This is a genomic window from Thioclava sp. JE_KL1, assembly GCF_009296265.1.
Lineage (GTDB): Bacteria > Pseudomonadota > Alphaproteobacteria > Rhodobacterales > Rhodobacteraceae > Thioclava.
The window spans coordinates 70,316-91,265 of sequence record NZ_WBJS01000001.1 but is presented as its reverse complement, the minus strand read 5'-3'; the positions used below and the strand labels follow the sequence as shown (position 1 = coordinate 91,265).

The 20,950-nt window shown below is 65.2% G+C and carries 1 protein-coding gene (only partly in view); it reads left to right on the top strand.

From position 1 onward, the window contains the following. Window positions 1–20,950 carry the 3' portion of a matrixin family metalloprotease gene (locus F8R15_RS00340; RefSeq protein WP_172976132.1) on the top strand. 18,353 nt of this gene lie to the left of the window's left edge, so 20,950 of the gene's 39,303 nt are visible here — the last part of the coding sequence; its start codon lies beyond the left edge, outside the window; it ends in the stop codon at window positions 20,948–20,950.

Below are 20,950 nucleotides of genomic sequence, written 5' to 3'. Positions count from 1 at the left end.
TTCGGTGGCCTTCGTCGATGTGCGCTACACGCCGACCTATGGCGACGAGATCGACTTCGGCACTCTGGGCGACGAGATCAGCTTCTCGGGCACCGGCGCGAATGGCGTCACCGTATCCTCGGCTCTGATAGTGGGCGACGGGCTGACCGTGCGCTACTTCCTCACCGGCAAGTTCACCGCCGGCACTGTGCAGGTCGATTACGCCGCAGCCAGCTTCGGCTCGGGCGCCTATGACAATGACGCGAAGACTCAGAGCTTCCGCCTCGTCCAGCTTGGCGCGAGCCTGACCGACCCGGTCGAAGGCGCCTCGGTGGGGCAGGCGCCCTTGAACGAGCGCGGCTTCATCGACGTCACCTTCGAGTTGCCGAGCTATGCCACCGGCGTCGATCTCGAGAGCATCACCGATGCCGGTGCCGAGGTGATCCTGAGCGCGACTGGCTACACGATCGAAGTCGATGACAGCCAGGCGCCGACCTACATGGGCGACGATGCGAACGGCAATCCGATCTTCCGCATCTGGTATCTGGGCGACTTCGCGGGCTCGAACCTCGATGACAATGTCTCGGTCGAGTTCATCTCGGGCAGCTTCGACTGGATCGGCACCGATGGCGGCACGATCAAGGCGATCACCGCGACCAATAGCGAAGATCTGGTGGTCACGACCGGCCAGATCGGTCTGGGCGCCAGCGCGCCGACGGCGACCTATGTGGCGCTGTCGCTCGGCACGAGCCAGACGCTGATCGATAGCAGCCTCGCGGCCTCCGACTTCACGCTGACCGATATCGACGGCAACTCGATCACGATCACCGGGGTCCAAGCCCGTGGTCCCCCAGGCGAGTTCGCTGTGACCTTCGACTCCGCCGACGCCGCCGACGGCGCGGTGCTGACCCTGACCTATGCGGCGGGCGCATGGACCTACGGGGCCGCTGCCTCCGAGGCGATCGATCCGACGACGCTCTCGATCAAGCCCACCGACACCGCTTCCTATATCGACATCACCTTCGACACGCTGGGCGATCCGAGCCTCAACGCGCTCTACGCGATCGACGCGGCCACGATCGACGGCGACGAGTTCACCCTTGGCGGGGCAGGCGGGGCCAATCTCGATCTGCTCGACCTCACCCCGACCGACATGGGTGACGGCACCTTCCGCTACTATGTCTCGCGCGAATTCGGCCTCGGCACGGTCACGGTTTCCTTCAACGAGGGCAGCTGGTCCGACCTGCAGGGCAACGAAGGCGGCGCGAGCCAGCAGAGCTTCCGCGTTATCGACCAGATGCAGGAGGGCGGCCAGCCCGGCGCCGATGCCGACCCGGCCACCACCCGCGTCTTCTTCATCCGCGTCTCCGGGTCGATCACCCTGAATTCGGCGGGCATCGTCGACGAGCCGCTCGTGGAACTGCGCGCGCAGGCCGAACTGACCTTCGGCGATTACATCAAGGCCGACGGCTCCAAGGTCTTCCGCTTCGCGCTCGAAGCCTCGGGCACGATCACGGTTTACAAGCTCGGCAATATCGGCTCGGCGGCGGCGCGCTTCGTGCTGGAGACCGGCGGTCTGTCGAGCGGCCTGCCGCAGTTCTGGGGCGTGGCCACGATCCAGCCGAACTTCGAGGCGCTCAACGAATACGGCGTCTGGATCAAGGGCAACGCGACCCTGATGATCAACATGTCGGGCGAGGACAAGGTCGAGACCCTGTCGCTCGAAGGTATCCTTGGCGATCAGCTCGAGCGCATCTCGGGCGGCGACGACGACACGGTGGCCGTGGCCGATCTCGGCGCGTTGCCGAGCCAGGCCAATGAGGGCTTCTACGAGAAGCAGGCGGTTAGCACGGAAGTCCGCGCCACCTTCGCGGAATTCGGTGTCACGCTCAGCTCGGAAGCCAAGATCGAGCTGGTGCGCGAGCTGAACACCCAGTCGCGCTGGCGCATCACGGACGGTGCGAAGAAGTACTTCATCGAGAGCCTCGACGGCACCGCGACGCTGCATTCCGAAGAGCAGACCTACGAGCTGACGCGCAACTCGGTCGTCTTCTATATCGGCGGCGCGATCAAGCTGACCGATCAGAACGCGAACGACCCGGATGTCGACACGAGCGTCAACGTCTATGCCGAGCTGACCGGTGCCTTCTACCTGAAGATTTCGCAAGACGGGATCGAAGTCTTCGTCGCCGCCAGCGCCAATGTGTTCAACGTGATCTCGGGCCAGGCGGTCGGTCTTCTGATCATCGATTTCGGTGGGGTTTCGAACCACCCCGGCGTCGCGGGCAGCCTGTCGCTCGAGGTGAGCGTGGGCGATGCGGGCGGCGAGAATACGGACGCGGCGAACAATGCCGGCAGCTTCGGCAATATCGCGGAAGACGTCTTCCGCTTCGAGGCCGAGGTCATGGTGCTCTTCAACACCACCGGCATCACCCAGACCTTCGATGTGCCCGACGCGCTCGTGCCGTTCCTGCCGCCGAATGTTCCGACGACTTTCGAGATCTTCGAGCGTCCGCCGATCCTCGGACAGAACGAACGGGACATGACCAAGGATGCGGGCCCCTATTTCGTGGTCCAGATCAGCGGCTCGGTGACGCTCTTCGACTCGGTGACGCTCAACGGCTTCCTGTCCGTCACGGGCACCGGCGACTCGCTGACGATCCAGGGGACGGTTTCCGGCCGGATCGCGAATTTCGGCGCGGTCGAGGGGATGCTCTATCTCGAGGCGAATATCGGCGCGAGTGATCCGGGCGTGGTCGGGCGGGCGCAACTGTCGCTGGTCGGCGGGCTGGAGCTTCCCGGCGTCAGCCTCGGCGGGTCGCTCTCGATCATGCTCGAATTCAACACCTACGCAACGACGCAGGATCGCTACACGATCGTGACGCAGGGCGAATATGACGATCTCGTCGCCAACGGCGATGCGACCGCGACGACCGACGGCACCTTCTATTACGGCACGATTTCGGTCGAGAACGGGCTGTTCCTGAAGGTTACCGGCACGCTGGTCGTCTCGGATGTGATCGAACTGACGGGCGTCTTCAGCTTCCGCATCGGCACCGCGCCCGATTTCGAACTGGTCGCGACGCTGGATGTGCAGGCGAAGCTCGTGGGCGTGGCAGAGTTCGGTCTGACCGGCGGTCTCGTGATCGCGGATGGCGGGCTGGTGATCTATGCCGAGATCGATCTCAACATCGACCTCGCAACCGTCATCACCGTGACTGGCGACGCGACCTTCCAGCTCAACACTTTCTCCAGCGCGCGCACTCTGGAGATCCCGACCATCAATGCCAGCGGGCAGGAGAGCACGATCTCGGTCACCGTGGCCTCGGGCTTCAGCCTCGAGATCGTGGGCTCGGTCAACTTCATCAACCTCGCGACCGCCTCGGGTCGCGTCTATATCGGCCTCAATGCGAGCGAGTTCCGCATCGAGTTCGACGTGACCTTCGGTCTTGCGGGCCTCAACGTCTCGGCGGCGGGCGGCGCGGTGCTGTTCTTCAACTCCGGCACAGGTGAACTCGACGGTCTCGCGCTGCTTCTGGATGTCAGCATCAACGCCAATATCGCGCTGGTGATCGACATCGAAGCCAGCGGGAAACTGATGCTGAACACCGTCAATCGCGACGTGACGATCTCGGGCCGTGTGCTGGAGCGCAACTCCTTCGTGCTCGATCTCAGCGGCAAGGTCGAGTTCCTGAAGGTTCTCAAGTTCGAAGCGGGCTTCCGGATCGAGGTCACGGACAACGCCTGGCGCGTGGACTTCAACGCGAGCATGGACTTCTTCGGTCTCGCCACGATGAGCGTGAACGGCTGGTTCAACTCGAAGGGCTATTTCGACCTCTCGCTGAGCGGTCGCCTCGTGCTGGGCTCGAATAGCTTCGGCCTGACGGGCAACTTCTCGATCCGGGTCTATTACCTCTTCGACGATGCGGCGGATGTCTACAAGCTCGGCGTCTCGGGCTCGGCTTCGGTCTCGCTGCGCGCCTTCAACATCAGCTGGGCCACGGTTTCGATCAGCTTCTCGGCCACCGCGACCGGCACCGGCCGCGTGCCGATCGTGATCTCGGCCAGCGCGAGCGTGAAGGTGCTCTTCGTGAAGGTCTCGGTGAGCATGTCCTTCACCGTGGGCTATGTCGAATTCCCGACCCCGATCTATCTCGCGGGCGATCTGAACGGCGACACCAATTCGGGCACCTACAAGGATTGGGATGACACCTCCACGATCCTCGTGCTGAACATGGGCGACGCGAATACCAAGCGCGGCATCGGCGAAGCGACAGAGGGCGAGACCTATATCATCGAGGCCGTCACCCCGGTCGTGAATGGCGCGCAGACGATCCGCGTGATCTATTCGGGCCGCGAGCAGGTCTTCGAGCACGTCCACGAAATCCGCGGTTATGGCGGCACCGGCGACGACCTGCTGGTCGTGCGCGACGGCGTCGCCGTGCCGATCCTCTTCGTGGGCGGCGCGGGTGTCGATACCGTGGCCTACGAGGGCGACGGTCAGGTCACGATCAACTCGGCCTCCGAGGGCGGCACTGCGGGCGATCTGGGCGATCAGATCAGCATCGGCAGCGGCGTCGCGGTTGGCTCGATCATCTACGGCTCGGGCGCGAATGACCGGATCGTCTCGGATGCGCTGGTGCCGATCACCATCTACGCGCTCGGCGGCGATGACGTGGTGCTGCAGAACGGCACGGGCGTCGCCACGATCTACGGCGGCACCGGCGCGGACCGCCTGATCGGTGGCGCGGCGGCGGATGTGATCAACGGCGAGGGCGGCAACGACGAGATCGACGGTCGCGGCGGCGCGAACACGATCAATGGCGGCGGCGACAATGACCGCATCTTCCGCAGCCTCGCCTCCGACGGCGTCGAGGTGATCAACGGTGGCGGCGGCACCGACACGATCCTGCTCTACGGCACCGCCAACCCCGACACGGTCACGATCGGTCAGAAGCCCTCTGACTCCGGCATCCTGCAGGCGCTCGACGCCGATGGCAGCGGCTTCGAGGCCGACGGGGTCGAGGGGCTGATCATCCATCTGCTCGGCGGCACCGATACGCTGACGGTCAATCCGCTCGGCCAGACCGATCTGAATACCATGCGCATCGACGACGATCTGGTCGTGGAAACCGCCGATCCCGCGAGGGACGTGGCCGAGATCGACGGCGCGAGCGACGGCGTGGCCGATACGGTGATCTTCAACGGCACCGGCGGCGTCGACACCTTCACGCTGAAGGCGGGCGCGGTGGCCGATCAGGAATTCATCCTTGTCGCCGCCTGGTCGACCGGCACCGTGACCGTCACCTTCGACGACACGATCCGCGCCAAGGGCGACACGCTGCGCATCTCGGCGGCGGGCGGCAATGACAAGATCACCGCGGGCCCGACCGTGGCGGCAGGCGACCCGGCCAATGCGACGCCGTTGACCAACGACCTGATCGCGCTGACGCTGGAAGGCGAGGGTGGCAACGATCGGATCATCGGCTCGATCTTCAACGACGTGATCGATGGCGGCGCAGGTTCGGATACCGTGACGGGCGGCGAAGGGCTCGATGTCTTCCGCGACACCGACGAGGCGAACGAGACCGATACACTGATCGAGGTCTTCGCGGGCGAGGATATGGGCCTCTACGAGAACCTGTTCCTCGTCGGCAAAGTCTTCCAGGCGGACGGCTCGACGGCCTATGCGGACGGCACGACCGACAGCGCGATGGTGCCGGGCGACGCCGATCTGTGGAGCACTTTGGGTCTCGGCGCGGGCGAAACCACGGTCGAGCGTCTGAACGGCATCTTCGAGGCGGTCGATCTGACCGGCGGGGACGGCGTCAACAACACCTTCGTCGTCAACGACCTGAGCGGCTCGGTCACGGTGGGCGGTCTGGCCATCGGCGTCAGCGCCTTCAACGGCACAGTGACGCTCGACAATGCGGGCTCGGATGCGAGCGGCGATCTGGAGCATTACATCATCGCGGCTCCGCTCGGTTCGGGCTTCACCGTTCATATCACCGACAGCAGCACGACCGACGCGGACAAGCTGGTCTATCTGGGCTCGCAGGGCGACGACTATGTCGCGATGTCGGTGGGCCTGATGGCCGCCTCGCGCTACACCAATGCGGCGAACAAGGTGCTGGGCGCGGCTGCCGTCAGCATCGATCACACCAATCTCGACGTGATCGAAGTCGATACCCGCGAAGGCGCCGACGTGATCGCGGTCACCGCGACCGATCTGCCGATCTACATCAACAGCGGCATCGGCGACGACGTGATCAACATCGGCTCCGCCGCCTCGTCCGAGCCGGGCACGGCCCCGCTGGGCGGCACGCTCTCGGGCATCGCCGCGCTGATCCAGATCGACGCCTATGACACCTATAGCGGCCCGATCCTCGCCGATCGCGGCAATGACACGCTCAACATCGACGACAGCGGCAATACCGGCGCGACCACCGGGGTGATCGGGCTGGAAGATCGCACGGCGGTCGAGGGCTTCATCTTCGTGGATGGCTTCACCGCTGCGACTGCGGGCATCCGCTACATCGCGCTCGAAAACGTCAATGTCGATCTGGGCGACGGTGTGAACGACGTCACCCTCAAGTCGACCGGCAAGCGCGACGTGACCACGCTCGAGACCCGCGACGGCGCCGATATCATCAAGGTCTTCGCGATCAACGGCCCGACCACGATCGACACCGGCGCGGGCGACGATGCGGTCACCGTCACCGATGACGACCCCGACACGCCGCTGGCCAATGACGGCACGCTGAACGCGATCCTCTTCGGCTACCTGACGATCGATGCGGGCGCGAACGATCCGGTCACCTACACGGTCGACGGCACCATCGTGAACCATGGCGACACGCTGATCGTGTCCGACGCGGGCGATACGCTGCCCGATCAGGGCGGCTATCTCAGCGGCACGGAGATCGTCGGCCTCGGCATGACGCTGGGCGTGGTCTATGCGGGCTTCGAGGAGCTGGAGCTGTCGCTCAGCAACGGCAATAACGGCTTCCACGTCTCCGACACCCATGCGGGCATCACCACGCTGAATACCGGCGACGAGACCGCGACCGGCGATGCCACTTCGGATGCGATCACCATCGAGAAGATCTCGGGCCGCACCTTCCTCAACCTCGGCGCAGGCAACGATCTGGTGCAGGTCAACTACTACGCTGACGGCACCCAGACCTTCCTCAACGGCATCGACGGGTTCGAGCTGGATATCGACGGTCAGGCGGGCAGCGATCTCTATGACATCGGTCTGGCCAGCGCGGGCAACTCCACGATCCGCATCCTCGACACCGGCACCGCCTTCGACGGCATCGACCGCGCCGAAATCCGCGGCACGGACGGGCGCGACCTGTTCCTGTTCCGCGCCAACCAGGACCTCGATGTGGGCGTGGTCGCGGCGCTGCCGATCACCGAGGACGGCACGATCCTCAACACCGTGGTCGAGCGGGTGGAATACAACTCCGCCATCGACGCTGATCTGCGGGTCTTCGGGCGCGCGGGCAATGACCTCTTCGTCTTCGACGACACGCTCGCGGGCGTTCAGGCCTTCGGCGATGCGGGCGACGACACGTTCCAGATCGGCCAGCTCTTCGCCTCCTTCCGCGACGAGCAGAACCCCTATAACGGCCTGAGCGGCATCGACTATTACGAGACCACGCAGGTCACCGTCGGCTTCCTGTCGAACGGCGTCAGCTTCGACACCACGATCCGTGGCGGCGACGGCGAGGACAGCTTCACCGTCTATTCCAACAAGGCCGAGCTGTTCCTCTATGGCGAGGCCGACGACGACACGTTCCAGGTCCGCTCCTTCGTCCGCGTCGACCCGAACGACCCGGCCGCGCCCTTCACCAACATCAATGGCGGGCAGGGTGCCGACTTCATCCAATACGCGGTGAACGCGCCGGTCCGCATCGATGGCGGCGACGGTTTCGACACGATGACCGTGATCGGCACCGAGATGGGCGACGATTACGTCATCACCAAAGACGGCGTCTATGGCGGCGGGCTCTTCATCTCCTACACGGGGATGGAGAAGCTGGTGGTCGATGCGCTGCAGGGCAACGACACCTTCTTCATCGAGAGCACCTCCGAGGGCGTGCTGCTGGAGATCGTGGGCGGACTGGGCTCGGATAGCGTGAACCTTGGCGGCTCCGATCTCGACGGCGTCACCGAGGGCGGCGCGATCACCGTCGTGTCGAACGGTCTCAACGGTCACAGCGGCCTGATCCAGACCACGGTCGACAGCACCGATCCGCGCTATCAGGCGATCTGGGCGCAGGATCCGGTCTCGCAGATCAAGGACAATGACGCGCCCGATCTGGTCTTCTTCAACGCCGATGGTGAGGCGGGCTCCAGCGTGCTGCGCGTCTTCGAGGCAGCGACGGCCGATCCGACCATGTCCGTCACCCGTTACGCGATTGCGCTGTCGCGTGCGCCGGACGAAGACGTCTACATCACGATCTCGCCGACGCTCGGCACCGAGGGCGATGTCGCCGCGGGCGCCGAGGGCGTGCTGGTCAACGGCTCGGCCTCAGGCACGGTGCTGCACTTCACGGCGGCCAACTGGGATACGCCGCAATACGTGACCGTCACCGCGATCAACGATCTGGTGGCCGAGGGTCGCGGCATCGTCCAGCTGCGCCATACCGTGACCCAAGGCGACAGCCGCGCCGACGATACCGGCTTCGACAATCTCGCCGTGCCGAACATGCTGGTTGATGTGATCGACGATGAAGTGGCCGAGCTGCTGATCTTCCCGGTCGACGACTCCTCGGCCATCGATCTCGCGGGCGACACGATCGTGGCCGAGGCCGCAGCGCTTGCCGCGAATGACCGCTTCGCCGTGATGCTGAGCCGCGCGCCGACCGGCCCGGTGCAAGTGAACTTCGCGGTCGATGGCAATGTGACGCTGTCCTCGAATGTCGTGAACTTCGACGGCTCCAACTGGAATGCCGCGAAATTCGTGACGATCACCGCGGTGAACGACAGCGCCGACGAGGGCGTGCATTACGCCCGTATCCAGCCCACGATCTTCGAAGACACGCGCGATGCCTTCCTTGGTGCGACCTATGCGGATGTGGCCGGCGGGGTCGCGGCGAATATCAACCGCGATATCAGCCAGCCGCGCAGCGCCGAGGTGCTCTATACCGCTGCCGATCTGACGATCCTGCGCCCGAATACGGATGTGTTCGAAATCTACACGTTCACGCTGGGCGGCATCGACTATGTGGTCGGCGTCGGGATCGGCGAAGTGGTGGCGGATCTCTCGACCGTGATCGAGGGCACGATCGTCGTCGATGCACGCCTCGATCAGACCGCGACGGCCACGGATATCGCAGATGCCTTCGCGACGCTGGTAAACGCCGACGCCGAGCAGGCTGCAACGATGACGGGCACGGGTGCCACGCGCAGCATCGCGGCTGCTGCGGGCGTCTCCTTCAAGCTGCTCATTGAAACCAGAGATCTCGCGTCCGGCTATCTCTTCACGCCCACCGACGACATCTATGTCTCGATCTCGGGCGACGCGTTCGAGTTCTCGAGCGATGAGCTGAGCGTCGATGCGGCCACCAGCAAGCGCGCCTATGACATCGTGGCCTTCCGCCTCGGCGCGTCGCTGGCCGACGGCACGCTGGCCGCAGATGGCACTCTGGTCGATGGCGCGACCTGGATCATCAAGCTCGACGGGCTGCAGGTGCAGGCGACCGCCGAGTTCGGCGACACCATGAGCGACATCGTCAACAAGCTGGTCGCGCAGTTCGCGGGCGCCGATTACTCGGCCTCGGCGGGCTATCTGCAAGCGACGCTGCTGCCCTCGGTCGAAGGTGCGATCTACTCCAATGCGGGGGCGAAGACCTGGACCATTCTCGTCGATGGTCAGCTGATCAGCTACACCTCGCAATCGGGCGACGAGCTGGGCGGGATCGCGGGCATCTCCGAAGAACTCGCGGCGCAGATCAACGCGGCCAATCTCGGGATCACGGCGGTGGTCGATGCCAATGGCGCGATCACGCTGAGCTCGGCCACGGCCTTCTCGCTGCTGCCGCTCGACAGCGAAGACGCCTCGATCGCAATCGCGAGCGATGCGAGCCTGACGCCGCCGAGCTACGATCTGGGCGAGATCTTCATCTTCCGCACCCCGGGCGCGGGCGGCATCGAGGCCTTCTCGATCGAAGTGCTGCGCAAGACGAGCCCCGACGCGGCGAACACCCGGACCGGCGGCGCCTATGTCAGCGCGGATGCGGTGAAGTCGCAGACCCATTGGCAACTTGCCCGCATCGCCTTCGCGGCGCCGATGACCCCGATCGTCATCCCCGAGGGCACGAGCCTCGCCTATGAGATCGGCACCAACATCACCAATGCCGAACTCGCGCAGCAATTCACGCCCTACAGCTACGTCGTGGGCAGCAACGGCGACAATCTCGCGCCCGCGCCGCTCGACGTCACCGTGCTCGATGACGACGCGCCGACGGTGGAGATCATCCAGACCGGCGGCTCGACCGATCTGGCCGAGCGTGCGCCGGGCGATGTGCAGGTCGTGGACAGCTTCTCGGTTGTGCTGACCGGTGCGCTGAGCGGCGACAACACGGTCCGCGTCGATGTAACCCCGCTGCCGACCCGCACCTACAATTCGCAAGAGGCGTTCAACGCCGATGCGAACTTCGGCGAGAACGAACTCGTGCAGGTTCAGGTCGCAGCGCCGCTTGCAGCCCTGTCGCTGGCAGGCGAGGCGGTCGCGGGTGAGACCTGGCAGGTCACCCTGTTCAACGATGTGGACCTCCGCGCGGGTGCCCAGACGGTCAGCTACACCGTGCAGGCGGGCGACGATCTGGATGCGGTGGCGGCAGGCCTGATCGACGCGATCAATGGCGCCTCCGGCTATAACGCCACGCTGACCGCCGATGGTGCGATTGAAATCTCGGTCGATGCCAGCGCGAGCTTCACCCGCTTCTTCGTCGAGGTCGGCATCGCGGGCGACAGCCAGGGCAGCATCGACACCCGCACCGTGCAGGACTTCAACTTCGCCAATGTCCTCGAATTCGAGATGATGGGCGTGCCTGCGGCGGGTGAGGTCTGGACGGTCAACTTCGACGACCAGAGCTTCTCGCATACCGTGAGCGCCGGTCAGTCGCTGTCGAATATCGCGGCGGCCCTGGGCGCCCAGATCAATCTCGCGAATGATGCGGCCACCGCGAATGGCGATCCGCGCGCCTATGAGGTGATCGTCGACGGTCGCGTGATCTCGATCCGCGAACTGGCCGATCCGGCGGCGGATTACGCAGCCTCGGCCTCGGTCAGCGGTCAGAAGGCGGGCGAGATCGCGGCGCGTCAGTTCGTCGAGTTCGATAACACCAACTGGATGACCCCGCAGCAGGTCACCGTTATCGCGATCGACGATACGATCGTGGATGGTGGCGACGCGCAGGTCTTCGGCGCCTTCAACGACCGCGTGAACTCGATCCGCGGCCCGGTCTCGATCATTGGCGGCGAGAGCGATACCGACGTGTCGCTGCGCGTGCCGGTGCTGCTGCCGGGCGAGACGAACATTCCGCTCGCTGATGGCGTGACCGGGACGGTGACCGGTGGCGGCACCGTGATCACCATCGATCCCGAAGAGCTGACCCATGTGAACGGCGATTACGGCGAGCGTCCGGGCTTCGATCCGCGCATCAACGACACCGCCACGATCTACGACATCGCGACCATCGACCCCGATGGCACGCTGAGCGGCCGTGTCGATGTCGCGAGCGTCTCGGAAGACATCCTCTCGCTCGTCAACGATGCGGGCATGACGCTCACGCTGATGGTCGGTGCGCAGGATGCGGTCGAGGCGGGCTATGTCTGGTTCTTCGGCACCCCCGATCAGAGCGACCTGTCGCTGATCGACTGGCTGACCGCTTCGGTCGATCTGGCAGGCGATGTGACCGCCTTCGAGACCGTGACCGTGACGCTCGACGGCACCGACTTCAGCTACACGCCGGATACCGAGCACGCCTACCGCTCGATCGTGCTGCGCGAACTGGCCGCGCTGATCGACGCTTCAGCCGAATATGAAGCGGTGGCGACGGTGAACCTGCTGGGCGAGACCCGCCTGCATGTGAAGCGCGCAGATGCAGCCGCCTTCGACATCGCGGTGACCACCTATGCGGGCCTGACCTCGACCATCGGCGGCGCGCCGGTGCAGAGCCTCTATAACGACGCGAATATCCACTGGACCGCGGCCGCGTTCCACCTCATCCAGCCGCCGGTGAGTGGCGCGACCTGGGCTCTGACGATCGACGGTGCGGCCACCCCGGCTTCGGTCACCTCCGATGGCAGCTTCGCCTCGGTCACCCAAGGGTTGGCGGCGCGGATCTCCTCGGTCTATGCGCCGGTCGTCTCGGGCAGCCAGATGGTGCTGGAAAGCACGCCGCCGGAAGGGTTCGACACCGATCCGGGTGCGCTGATCACCTATGCGCCGGTCAATCCGAACCTGCGCGTGGACGAGGCCGAGCAGATCGACACGCTCACCGTCTTCAACAACGAGAGCCCGGCCATCGACAGCGGCGTGCTGACCGAGAACCATCTCTCGGGTCTGGGCATGGGCGGCGACACCTATATCGGCGGCGAGCTGATCGCGGGCGGCGTCAGCTATACCGGCCTCGAAGTGGTCGACATCCGTCTGGGCCGCAACGTGGATACCTTCACGGTCGAGAGCACCCATCGCGGCAAGACCATCATCGACAGCGCCGACGGCAATGACGTGATCTATGTGAAGACCACTGCCGGTCACACGATCATCCGCACCGGCAACGGTGACGATCAGGTCTATGTCGGCTCCGATCAGGGCGTGGTCGACCAGATCACCGGTCTGCTGATCGTCGATATGGGCGCGGGCGAGAACGACCGTCTGTTCCTCGATGACAGCGCCGATCTGAACGACAATGTCCTCGTGCTGGACGGCGCGCGCGTGGCCGGGCTCGATATGCCCTCGGTGGCCGAGCGTATCCAGATCGAGACCCGCGGCACCGGCGGCAGCTTCACGCTGGCGCTGCCGGATGGCACGCCGGTCACGGTGGCCTTCGACGCGGATGCGGCAGCGATGAAGGCCGCGATCGACACGGTCTTTGCCGATTACGGCACCGATGCCGAGGTGAGCGTCGAGGCGACCGATAGCGGCTATATCTACACCGTCATCTTCGGCGGCCCGACCGGCGGCGTCGATCTGCCCGACCTGATCGTCGATGCGAGCGGCATCACCAGCGATGCGAACACCTCCGCCAATATCGAGGTCACCGAAGTCATCAAGGGCACCACCGATCCGGGCCTGAACCAGATGCAGGCGATCACCATCGCAGCCGAGGGCGGCACCTTCACGCTGGCCTTCATGGTGCCGGATGTGCTGGGCAACATGGATCTGCGCATCTCCGACCCGATCGCCTATGACGCGACGGCCGAAGAGATCGCCGCGATCATAGAGCCGATCCTGAACCCGAATAACAGCCGTCCGTTCCTGCCCTACACCAAGAACTTCGCGGTCGACCGCTTCGGCGACACGATCTACCTGACCTTCCAGGGCGCGCTGGCCCAGACCACGGTCGAGGCTGTCGATACGCGCGGTCTGGCGGGCGATGTGCTGGAGGCGCGCATCGATATCGCCGAGCCGAGCGCGGGCGACACCTTCACGATCGATCTGACCGATCTGGCGACGCCGCTCTTCGACGATGCGTTCCTGGGCGACTTCGCACTGTCGAGCTTCGCCTATACCGCGCTGGCCGGCGACACGGCGGCGGATGTGGCTGCGGCGCTGGCGGCTCAGATCATGGATGCCCAGGGCCCGAACATCATCGCCCATGTCGAGGGCACGGTGCTGGTGATCACCTCGCGCTCGGGCGAGCGGATCTCGGTCGTGGTCAATGGCGGCGATCCGGCGCTCGACTATCTGCTCGGCCCGCTGGGCATCCAGACCGATCTGGCCAAGCTTGAGACCCGGATGGACGGTGTCGATTACTACCGTGTCGAATATCTCGAGATCGGGATGGGCGCGGGCAATGACGTGATCAACGTGCGCGGCACCACGGCCCATACCACGCTGACCCTCGGCGCGGGCGACGAGCGGATCTATGTCTCCTCCGAGGCGGGCTTCGGGCTCGACACCGATACGACCTTCCTGACCGGCCATCTGCTGAACATCGAAGGCATGCTCAACATCGAAGCGGGCACCGGCCGCCACAAGCTGATGATCTCGGATGAGGCGACGGTGCAGGGCGACGGCACCACCGATCTCCGCGCTGAGATCACCGATGACCGCGATGCCGCGCTGGAAGCCGCCGCCGCCTGGGGCGACGATACCGAGCTGTCGAGCGTCAACGAGATCTTCGTCGTCGGCATCGCGCCCGCGCCGATCACCTATGGCGCGGATGCGGCGGGCAACTTCCTCGGCGGCATCACCTACTGGACCGGCTTCGGCGCGGATGCGATCGCCATCGACGGCACCCATGCGCGCGATATCGAAGGCGGCCGCGAGCTGACGGTTCTCAACACTGGTCTGGGCAATGACGACGTGACCGTCGACCTGCAGGCGGGTGAGGACGGGGCCTTCGTGCTCAACACCCAAGGCCCGCATGATGCGAATTACGCGCCCGACTGGGGCTACGCCCGCGACTATCTGGAATTCGCCGATGACGACATCGTCGATGCAGCCCTCAGCACGCTGCCGCTGATCATCTTCGGCGGGCAGGGCGACGACCGCATCACCTCGGGTCTCGCGAATGACATCGTCTTCGGCGATCGCGGTCGGATCGACTACCTCACCGCGGATGGCACGGGCTATGCGCTCAAGCTCGGCTCGGGCGGCCCGGATCACGTCAATGACGGCACGGATGTCGCGCCGACGCTGATCTACACGATCGACCCCACCATCGGCGGTGCGGACACGATCACCACGCTTGGCGGCGACGATATCGTGCTGGGCGGCGTCAACGGCGACACGATCACCACCGACGGCGCGACCGATAGCGGCATGGATATCGTAATCGGCGACAGCGGCTTCATCGACTACGTCTCGGCTGACGGCGACCGCACCGATATCGACGAGATCGCCACCACCGCCGAGACCTATGGCGGCTCCGACCGGATCGTGACGGGTCTAGGCGACGATATCGTGCTCGCCGGTGAAGATGGCGAGACGATCCTCGACGCGCTGATCGACGGCACCCGCTCGCGCGACCGCGAAACCATCGCCGCGACGATCCTTGCCGAAGGGCAGCAGATCGCGGGCGACTATGTCGATGCGGGCCAGGGCGACAATATCGTGCTGGGCGACAACGGTCGGATCGTGGCCGCCACGGATGATGCGCCGCGCTTCGGCACGCAGCCGATCACGCTCGGCCGGATCGAGACCACCACGCCCGAGATCGGCGGCGATGACGTGATCCTTGCGGGCATCGGCTTCGATATCGTGCTGGGCGGCACGGCGGGTGACGTGATCCGCGTGGCCGAGGGCGAGGTCTATGACGTCGCCTTGGGCGATACGACCCTGCGCGATGCGGGCAATATCGTCCTTGGCGACAATGGCTATATCGACTGGGTCAAGGCGGATGGCGATGCCTCCGACATCGACGAGATCGCCTCGACCGCCGAGGCGATCGGCGGGGCCGACTGGATCGTGACCGGCGGCGGCGACGATATCGTCATCGCGGGCGTCGACGGCGGGGCTCTGAGCGTCGATTGGGGCGATGGCGAGACCGTCATCTCGGGCGATTACGTGAACGCGAGCCAGGGCGACAATATCGTGCTGGGCGACAACGGCCGGATCGTGGCCGCGACGGACAACGCGCCGCGCTTCGGCACCCAAGCGATCACGCTGGGCCGAATCGAGACCACCGCGCCCGAGGTTGGCGGCGATGACGTGATCCTTGCGGGCATCGGCTACGATATCGTGCTCGGCGGGGCGGGCGGCGATGCGATCAACGTGAAGATCGACGAGGTCTATGCCGCGACCGACACAGCGACCACGTTGCATGACGCGGGCAATATCGTGATCGGCGATACCGGCTTCATCGACTGGGTGGGCCTCGACTATGACGCCTCCGATATCGACGAGATCGCGACCACCGAGGACCGCTATGCGGCGACCGGTGCGATGATCGGCGGCAACGATCTGATCGCCACCGGCGCGGGCCGCGACTTCATCATCGGCGGCACGGCGGATGACACGATCTTCGCAGGCGCGGGCAACGATCTGGTCTTCGGCGATCACGGTCGGATCGTGGCGCAGCCGGGCGGTGGCGTGGATGCCGACCTGCTGCCGCTGAACCTGACCGAGCTGACCACGCAGTTCGACTTCTACTCGATCCTGCGCAGCGAGAACGACGGCGGCGGGCGCGACATGATCTTCGCCGAGGATGGCGCGGATATCGTGCTGGGCCAGCAGGGCGCCGATGTGATCTATGGCGGCAACGGCGACGATGATCTGATCGGGGGGCATAACCGTCCGGGCGGCGATGATGGCGCGGACCGTATCGACGGCAATGGTGCGGTACTGTTCGAGGATCGCCCGGTGATCAGCGCCTGGTTCGATCTGGACGCGCAGGCGCTCGACCCGAATGCGACCGATAACGACGTGATCCTTGGCGACAATGGCATCGTGATCCGCACTGATGCGGCCGAGAGCCTGCGCTTCCGGATGCTCGCCGATGGCACGCTGACGATCTATGACGCTGCCGATGACGGCACCGGCTCGAACGCAGGGAACACGGCACAGACCAACCCGACCGGCGTGGAAGAGCGGCTGATCTCCCTCTTCGATCACACCGACGCGAACGAAGCGACCCGGACCGACCTCTATGGCGCGGATTACCTCGCAGGCGGCGCGGATGACGATGTGATCTTCGGTCAGCTTGGCGACGATGCGATCCAGGGCGACGGCTCGGCCACGTTCCGCGGCCTTGCGCTCACCACCGCCTATGACGCAACCGATGACGGCTACGCCACGCGCCTCTCCGACGGCACGCTCAGCGTGAACCCGACCCGCAGCATCGACGCGGCGCGCGACGGCGACGACTATATCGAGGCCAATGGTGGCGACGACATCGTCTTCGGCGGGCTGGGGCAGGACGACGTCATCGGCGGCTCCTCGGATCTCTACATCCATGATGCGCGCGCGACCGGTGAGGGCTTCAGCCTCGATCTGCTGGCAACGGCGAATGTCGACGAGACCTTCCGTCCCGACGGCGCGGATATGCTCTTCGGCGGGCAGGGCGATCCGGTGACGCTGAGCCGCAACGATTACGGTCAGAGCGGCGCCAATGCCCATGCCCGCGACGCCGATGTGATCCTTGGCGACAATGGCCGCATCCTGCGTCTGGTGGGTGCGATCGGCTTCCTCGGCTTCAACTACGACACGCTCGATCCGGCGCGGGCCTCGGGCACTTCCATCGGCGGCGCGGATCATTCCGACGCCTGGTTGGTGGTGCGCGCGGTCGAGCTGCTCGATTATCACACCGGCGGCCCGGATGTCTGGGGCGCGGATGCGCTGGCCGACAATGGCGGCGCGGATGAGATCCACGGCGAGGGCGGCGACGACGCGATCTACGGCATGCGCGGCAATGACGTGCTCTATGGCGAAGGTCAGGACGATGATCTGATCGGCGGCTGGGGCCATGACTGGATCTCGGGCGGCACCGATCAGGACGGCGTGCTGGGCGACGATGGCCGCATCTGGACCTCGCGCAACGATCGTGGCTATGGCGAGCCGCTCTACGGTGTCGCGCCGGTCAGCCCGCAGACGATCTCGACCCCGGGCAAGATCCAGCAGGCCGATATCAACGTCCAAGGCGCGCTGAAGAAGACCGTGAATCTGACGCCCTTCTTCCTGACCGCCGATGGCCAGACCGACGATCCGCTGCAGGACCCGGCCTATGCCGACGACATCATCTATGGCGGTCTGGGCGACGACTTCCTGCATGGCGGCGCGGGCGACGATCTGGTCTCGGGCGCCGAGGCGCTGGCCGAGGCCTGGTATCTCGCCTATCCGAACGACGCGCTGGCGCCGGGTGTGGCGGGCGTGCTGGTGCGCTCGGATTACACGGTGCCGTTCTGGTCCGCCGATCCCACGGCCACGCAGGGCAATGCGCTGGGCTACAACGCCTTCTACGCGGGCGAGTTCGCGGCCTATGACGAATACAACCCGCGCGATGTGATCGTGATCGACGCCGCTGGCCATTACGTCTCGCTCTCCGAGGCAACCGACGGTCTGACCTTCTTCGCGAGCTTCGATCCGGCCGATCCGGGTGCGCCGCAGGTCGGCACGCTCGAGCAGGATGGCAGCCCGGTCTATAGCGACGGCAACGACGTGATCTTCGGCGATCTGGGCAATGACTGGCTCGTCGGCGGCACCGGGCGCGACCATGTCTATGGCGGATGGGGCGACGATCTGATCGATGTCGATGACGACCATACCCGCGACGCGGATGGCTCGGCCCTGGGGGCGAACGATACGCCCGACACGTCCTCGAGTTATGAGGACATCGTCTATGGCGGTGCCGGTCGCGACATCATGATCGGCAATACCGGTGGCGACCGCCTGATCGACTGGGTGGGCGAGTTCAACAGCTACATCGTGCCCTTCGCACCCTTCGGGGCCTTCACGATCTCCCGCGCGCTGGCCCCGCAGATCCAGGAGTATCTCTACGATCTCTCGGCCTCCGACGGCGCCGATCCGACCCGCGCCGCCGATACCGGTGACTACAACGCCGACCGCAACGGCGAGCCGTGGGGCGAGCTGGGTCTGGTGATGCAGAAGGACGATGCGTGGCAGGATCAGACCGGCGCGCCGAACGATCCGCAGCCGGGCAATATTCCGGGCGGTCGCCGTGACGTGCTGCGCTCGGCCGATTTCAACGGCAATGGCGGCGGCAAGGATGCGCAGGGCTTCGCCGCCGATAGCGGGGTCTGGACGGTCGAGGGCGGCGCCTTCGCGGTGAGCCCGGAAACGCTCGGCGGCGATGCGGTCTCGGTCTTCTATATCGGCGACGCGCTGCCCAGCTATTTCGAGATGAAGGCGACCATCGTCGGCGGCAAACCCACGGCGGGCCTGAAGTCGAACGCCTACCTGATCTTCGACTACCAGTCGCCGACCGACTTCAAATTCGCCGGTGTGAACATCTCGACCGACAAGTTCGAGATGGGCATCCGCACCGCCGATGGCTGGATCGTGCTGGAGCAGACCCCGGTCCAGGCCAAGCCCGACACGCCCTATAACCTGCTGCTCGCGATCAACGGGCTGACCGCGACGCTGGTGATCGACGGGCAGGAGTACTTCACCCATGTCTTCGATGCGCGGGTCGATCAATACGGCGTCACCCACGGGCTGAACTCGGGCTATGTCGGGATCGGCGCGCAGAACTCGGTGACCAAGCTCGACAATATCGCGGTGCAGGTGCTACCGCCGGAATTCACCCTCGATGAGACCGAGGACTTCTCGGACGGGATCGCGGATCGTTTCGCGACCGATACCGCTTGGCAGATCAATGCGGGTGCCCTGGATGCCCAGCCCGCTGCAGGTGTGCCCGCTATCGCGCTGTCCGATCTGGTGATTGCGGAGACTTCCGTCACGCGGATCGCGGCGCAGATTGAAACGAATGGGCGCGCGGGCTTCGTCTTCGACAGCTACACCGACGGGCGCTACAAATACGCCGTGATCGATGCCGCCAATGACCGCGTCTCGATCGGCTATTACACGCAGCGCGACGGCTTCGTGGAAACCGCGAGCTACGCCATCGCCATAGACGGCAGCCAGTCCAACAAGCTCGAGATCACGCTCGCCCGCAGCACGGTCAGCCTCGCGCTCAACGGCCATGAAGTGCTGGGCCATGCCTTCTACGCCCCGGTCGCGGATGGTGCGGTCGGTCTGATGGCCTTCGATGCGGCGAGATTCGACGATGTGCGCCTCGCGACGAACGACCCGGCCTATTTCACGCCCGACACCGGTTCGCTGATCTACGACTACAATTCCGCCGGTCCCATCGCGATTGCCGATCAGGGCGTGACCACCCAGAGCCTCTATGTCGGCTCGGATGTGGTGATCGCCGATCTCGACGTGACGCTGAGCCTGACCCATGAGCGGCTGAGCGACCTGACCGTGACGCTGATCGCACCGGACGGCACGCGGATCGAGCTGTTCGCCGCGCTTGATGGCACGGCGATCGACACGCGCTTCGACGATGCGGCGGGCGAGAGCATCACCGGCGCCACGGCACCTTACGGAGTGACCTATCGCCCGGTCGGCGATCTGGCGGCACTCGAGGGCAAGATGTCGGGCGGAGTCTGGACGCTGGAGATCGTGGACGGAGCAAAGCGCAAGACCGGCACGCTGGAAAGCTGGTCGCTGACGATCGAGGCGGCACAGGCGCTTCATGCGGTCTCGGTCGCGGAAACGCCGGAAGGTGCGGTGCTCGATGAAGACCTTCTCGCCGCAGCGCGTGCGCAGGCGCTCGACGAGATCGCGCAGGAACTGGGCCTGACCGCCGAAGAGATCGCGAAGCTCGAAGCGGTGCAGATTTCTATCGCCTCGCTCGACGGTACGCTTCTGGGCTATACCGCCGAGGGCGCGATCACGCTCGATGCGGATGGGGCAGGGCATGGCTGGTCGCTCGATGGCAGCGAAGGGCTGAACCTCGTCGATGCGCTCAAGCATGAGTTCGGCCATATCCTCGGGTTGGCTGACGATAGCGACGCGGCCACCTGGATGGACCCGACCCTCGCGGCTGAGGACGCCACGCCCGCGGCCAACCCTGTGCCGGACACCCCGAATGATACCGCTTCCGAGACGGCGACTGACACAGCCACGCCGGACACTGCGCCCAGCGATACCACCGCAGCGCCGACTGCTGCACCGATCACCGAGCCTGAACCGGCAACAACGACCCCGACGCGGGGCAATTCAGGCAATACGGGTAAACAATCGCGCAATGCAAAAGGCTGA